The organism is Microcoleus sp. (assembly GCF_041354475.1).
Classification (GTDB): domain Bacteria; phylum Cyanobacteriota; class Cyanobacteriia; order Cyanobacteriales; family Microcoleaceae; genus Microcoleus.
In genome coordinates this window covers 1-5502 of the sequence record NZ_JBGJZU010000133.1, presented here as the reverse complement: position 1 = coordinate 5502, position 5502 = coordinate 1, and the positions used below count along the sequence as shown (strand labels likewise).

Here is a 5502-nt window from a genome sequence, read left to right as displayed (position 1 = left end):
CCCCAACCCCCCTTAAAAAGGGGGGAGAAAGAAGCTCAAAGTCCCCCTTCCCCCCTCCCCCCTTGGGGGGGGCAGGGGGGGGTGGGGGGGCTAGGGGGGGGTGGGGATTTAGGGGGATCTACAATCTCAGAATTTCACGACAATTTCACAACAATAAAGCCGAGGAGAATTGACAATGAAAGTCACCAACATAGATGAATTGAAACTGTTAATTGAAAACGTAAAAGCAGCACAAACAGAATTTGCTACTTTTAGTCAAGAGCAAGTCGATCGCATTTTTAAACAAGCAGCTTTGGCTGCTAATGCTGCGCGGATTCCCTTAGCCAAAGCAGCGGTAAAAGAATCAGGAATGGGCGTAATCGAAGATAAAGCCATCAAAAATCATTTTGCCTCAGAAATGATTTACAACAAATACAAAAATGATAAAACCTGTGGCGTAATTGAATCAGACAAACATTTTGGCTACGAACGCATTGCCGAACCCGTGGGACTCCTAGCTGGAATTGTGCCTGTCACCAATCCCACTTCTACTACAATTTTTAAATCTTTGATTGCACTTAAAACTAGAAATGGTATCATTTTTTCGCCCCATCCCCACGCCAAAAATTGCACGATCGCAGCGGCAAAAATTGTGCTGGATGCGGCAGTAGCGGCGGGCGCTCCACCAAATATCATTGGCTGGATTGATGAACCAACCGTGCCACTTTCCCAAGCTTTAATGCAAAACCCCGATATCAAGCTGATTTTGGCAACAGGCGGGCCTGGTATGGTCAAAGCAGCCTATTCTTCGGGACATCCTTCTATCGGCGTGGGCGCTGGAAATACTCCGGCAATTATTGATGAAACTGCCCATATTCAAATGGCGGTGAGTTCGATAATTTTGAGTAAAACCTTTGATAATGGCACGATTTGTGCTTCGGAACAATCGGTGGTTGTGGTAGATGCAGTTTATGAAGCTGTCAGACAGGAATTTATCAAGCGCGGTGCTTATTTCCTGAATTCTGAAGAACGAGATCGAGTTCGTCAGGTGATTTTAACCGATGGACATTTGAATCCAGCAATTGTGGGACAAACTGTGAGCAAAATTGCCGAAGTTGCGGGGTTGGAAATACCAGGGAATACAAGAGTTTTGATTGGGGAAGTAGAGGCGATCGACAAAGATGAACCTTTTGCTTATGAGAAGCTGTCACCGATTCTGGCGATGTATCGCGCCACCGATTTTCATGATGCTGTCGAAAAAGCAGAAGCATTAATTTTATTCGGGGGACACGGACATACTTCGGCGCTGTATACAGCCCCTAGCAATCAGGAACATATTCGTTATTTTGAAAGTAAGGTGGAAACTTCGCGGGTGCTGATTAATACTCCATCTTCCCAAGGGGCGATCGGGGATCTTTACAATTTCCGTCTCGATCCTTCTTTGACTCTGGGCTGCGGTAGCTGGGGCGGTAATTCCGTTTCGGCGAATGTGACACCTCATCATCTGTTGAATATCAAAACTGTCGCCTCCCGTCGGGAGAATATGCTATGGTTCCGCATCCCTCCTAAGATTTACTTTAAGTTTGGCTGTTTACCAGTAGCGCTGCGGGATTTGGCGGGGAAAAAACGGGCTTTAATTGTTACCGATCGCCCTTTATTTGAACTCGGATTAACCAAAGAAGTTACTGATAGTTTGGAAGAAATCGGCATCGCTCACTATACTTTTTATGATGTGGAACCCGATCCTTCCTTAGCCACCGTGCGTAAAGGTTTAGCAATTTGCAATAGCTTTCATCCCGATGTGATTATTGCCTTTGGTGGCGGTTCTCCGATGGATGCTGCAAAGGTGATGTGGTTAATGTACGAACATCCCGATATTGAGTTTGAAGGATTGGCGATGCGATTTATGGATATTCGCAAGCGGGTTTATGAACTTCCACCCTTGGGAGAAAAGGCAATGATGGTATCAATTCCTACCACGTCGGGGACAGGTTCGGAAGTTACTCCTTTTGCGGTGGTGACAGATGAGCGATCGGGTATCAAATATCCCCTTGCAGATTATGCTTTGACTCCAAATATAGCGATCGTCGATCCAGAATTGACGATGAATATGCCCAAACGACTGACAGCCTATGGTGGGATAGATGCGTTAACTCATGCGATCGAAGCATACGTTTCTGTACTGGCTTCTGAATATACCAACGGATTAGCTTTAGAAGCAATTCGTCTGTTGTTCAAATATCTGCCCAGTGCTTACAAAAATGGTGCTAAAGACCCCAAAGCACGGGAAAAAGTCCATTATGCTGCTACGATCGCAGGCATGGCCTTTGCGAATGCTTTCCTGGGAATTTGTCACTCCATCGCCCACCAGTTAGGCGGAACTTGTCACATTGCTCACGGTTTAGCCAACGCCCTGATGATTTCCCATGTAATTCGTTACAATGCGACGGATGTACCATTTAAGCAAGCGACTTTCTCGCAGAACAAGTATCCTAATAGCACTTGGCGCTATGCTCAGATTGCCAACTATCTCAACTTGGGCGGCGAGACTGACGAGGAAAAAGTTGAAAAGTTGATCGAAGCAGTGGAAGAGTTAAAACGTCAAGTGGAAATTCCAGCCACAATTCAAGAGGTACTCTTAGAACAAGGTATCGCCGATGACTTTTTCTTGGCTCATGTCGAAGAAATGGCCGATCGGGCTTTTGACGATCAGTGTACTGGTGCCAATCCCCGCTATCCTCTGATTGCCGATTTGAAGCAGTTACTGATGCAAGCTTATTTAGGTGAAGGCATGACACATTAAAAATCGAAAAAACCGGGTTTTCCGATGGGCAATTTACGCTTAGGAAATATTACCCAAAAACCCGGTTTATGACAAGCAGCTTAAGCTCGGAAGTGATATCAAATCCGGTAGGTAGCATTCTCCTGTATTCATCTCTCAATTCTCTCCCTCTGTGTCCTCTGCGCTCTCTGCGGTTAAATCATGACATCGATATTCTACTTAATAGTGCATAATCCGATCGCAAATATTTCAATAAGCCGACAGTATCACTGCGATTATCGCGAACAAAACCCCAATAAACAGCAAACAAAATTCCCCTCACACTATTATTTTGAATAAGAATAAATAAACTAAAATCCTATGGCTGCTGATATTCGACGCTTCATTCCATTTTTAGACCCTACCGTATCTGAATGGGCTGCTGAGGCCCGCTGGCTGAGATGGCTGACTTTTTTGTGGCTGTTTACTGGGCTGACAGCTTTGTTCTCAGCTTCCTACCCGATCGCCAATTCAGAATTTGGAGATGGTCTTTATTATGTTAAACGACAGCTAATCGCAGTGGCGATCGGGCTGGCTGGTTTTAACTTGATGATCTACTCCCCCCTACGCTACCTGATCAAAACAGCTCAGTGGGGCATTCTGATGTTGCTGGGGTTGCTGTGGCTGACTTTAGCTCCCGGAGTGGGAACCACCATCAACGGGGCGACTCGCTGGATATCTCTGGGCCCTGTTCCAATTATTCAACCTTCGGAGTTGATTAAACCCTTTTTCGTTCTCCAAAGTGCTCGCATTTTCGGCAACTGGCCCCGGTTGACGAATAAAGTTCGCTTGACTTGGTTGGGAATTTTCGGGGCGATGCTGTTGGGAATTTTGTTGCAGCCGAATTTGAGTACCACGGCTTTGTGCGGGATGACTTTGTGGTTGGTGGCTTTGGCTGCTAATTTGCCTGCTTTGCAGTTGGGCGCAACCGCGATCGGCGGAATGCTATTGGCGGTTTTAAGTATTAGTTTTCGGGAATATCAGCGCCGCCGGATTATGTCTTTTCTGAATCCCTGGGCAGATCCGATGCAAGATGGCTATCAGTTGGTTCAAAGTCTGCTGGCGGTAGGTTCGGGTGGTATTTGGGGTGTGGGTTTGGGGATGTCCCAGCAAAAGTTATTTTATTTACCGATTCAGTACAGCGATTTTATTTTTGCTGTGTTTGCTGAGGAGTTTGGTTTGGTGGGAGGTTTCTCGCTGTTGTTGATGTTGGCGGTATACGCTACTGTGGCTTTGAGGGTGGCGATGAAGGCCCGGAATGTTGAGTCTCAGTTGGTGGCGATCGGGGCGATGGTGGTGATGGTGGGACAGTCGCTGCTGAATATTGGGGTGGCGACGGGGGTTTTGCCGACTACGGGTTTGCCGCTACCGTTTTTTAGTTATGGCGGTTCTTCGATGGTGGCAAGTTTTTTGTTGTCGGGGCTGCTGATTCGGGTGGCGAGGGAGAGTTCGGAAGCTGAGGTGGTTTCTTTGGAGGGACGCCGGAGACAGCCTGGAAAGGCGAATTTGCGATCGAACTAATATTTTCAGGTTGTTATTTGTTATTGGTTATTTGTTAACCAATAACCAATAACTAATGACTAATGACTAATGACTGCTTGAGGTTTGTAACCAAACAAATCGGATGCAGAGGCAAAACCCTCTTTTTTGAGAATCAAATGGCGGTCTTTGTCTCGACTGATTAACTCTTGCTGCTGTAATTTTCCCAGCATTCGCGTTACCGTCACGCGGGTAGTGCAAATCGCATTAGCAATATCTTGATGTGTTAAGCGGATATTTAAGCGCGTCCCTTCAACTACTGTCTGACCGAATTCTTGTTTCAATAATAATAGTAGCTGATATAAACGGTCTTCTACTCGGCGCTGTCCGGCGATCGCCAAAATTGCTTCCATTTGTCGCAGCCGCCTGCCCATTTGAGGCAGCAAATTCTGAGCTAATTGAGGAGAAGCTTCTATTTCCACCATAGAATACCAGATCAAGTAGACATCTGATGTCGCCGTAGCCCGGTAAGTCTGCAAGCTGGTCAACCATAAACCGAAGCACATGGAAGGCCCCGCCCAGCCTAAAAGTCCTTCTTCCCCACTTGGATAAAGGGTAGTCAATTGCACTAGACCTTGACAAACTTGCCACAGGCCTTGGGACATCAGAGGAATTGTTTCGCCTTTGGCATAAAAATGTAAGTTCCGATCGATCCCTGTGCTATGCTGGATTTCTGCTAAAGGTGGCTTAGAAGTTAGTGGCATATCTATTTTTTCCAGCTAAAAAACAGTGGTTTGAGACCTATGTCTCTGACTCTAACTGATGAAGGTAAAGGCTTGGTAATCGTCTGGTTAGCGGAAAGATAAGCTTTGGTTAATTGTTTTAACTTTGTATATTGATTGATGAATCGGCAGTTTTTGCGATCGAACTCTCAGAGTGTATACTGCTCAGGGGGTTATTTATTGAAAAAAATCATTTAAATTTTATAAAATAAGTCGCCAACTGTGACATACTCCCACGTCAAGCCGAGTACAGCTATGACGTGGGCATCTTTGCAGCCCTACTAAGGGTATACAAAATTTCCTTCTGGTACGCTTCATCCATAGTTCCTACTATAGAAAGATTCCCACCACGGCTTTTTATACTGGGGAAAATGTCCAACCCCAGTCTCTTTAAATTAATCGCGGCATTAATATCGCGGTCAACCATCAGAGAGTTTTGCT

The 5502-nt window shown here is 45.8% G+C and carries 3 protein-coding genes and 1 pseudogene; 2 read left to right on the top strand and 2 right to left on the bottom strand.

All coding sequences use genetic code 11. The features are described 5' to 3' along the window. The first annotated feature begins 169 nt into the window (after positions 1-169). Complete coding sequence (gene adhE / locus ACBR23_RS27855; protein ID WP_371119653.1) at positions 170-2782, top strand: bifunctional acetaldehyde-CoA/alcohol dehydrogenase; 2613 nt, start codon at positions 170-172, stop codon at positions 2780-2782. Positions 2783-3121: 339 nt separating this feature from the next. Next, on the top strand, positions 3122-4321 hold the full coding sequence (locus tag ACBR23_RS27850) for an FtsW/RodA/SpoVE family cell cycle protein (RefSeq protein ID WP_371119654.1): 1200 nt from the start codon (positions 3122-3124) through the stop codon (positions 4319-4321). Between the two features lie 59 nt (positions 4322-4380). Here the strand turns inward: ACBR23_RS27850 and ACBR23_RS27845 are convergent, their stop codons facing one another. After that, entirely contained in the window at positions 4381-5043 is a 663-nt protein-coding gene (locus ACBR23_RS27845) for a Crp/Fnr family transcriptional regulator (protein ID WP_341736305.1), read from the bottom strand. A 271-nt stretch (positions 5044-5314) separates the two neighbouring features. Then, positions 5315-5502 (bottom strand): annotated as a pseudogene (locus ACBR23_RS27840) (RNA-guided endonuclease TnpB family protein); the annotation flags it as partial.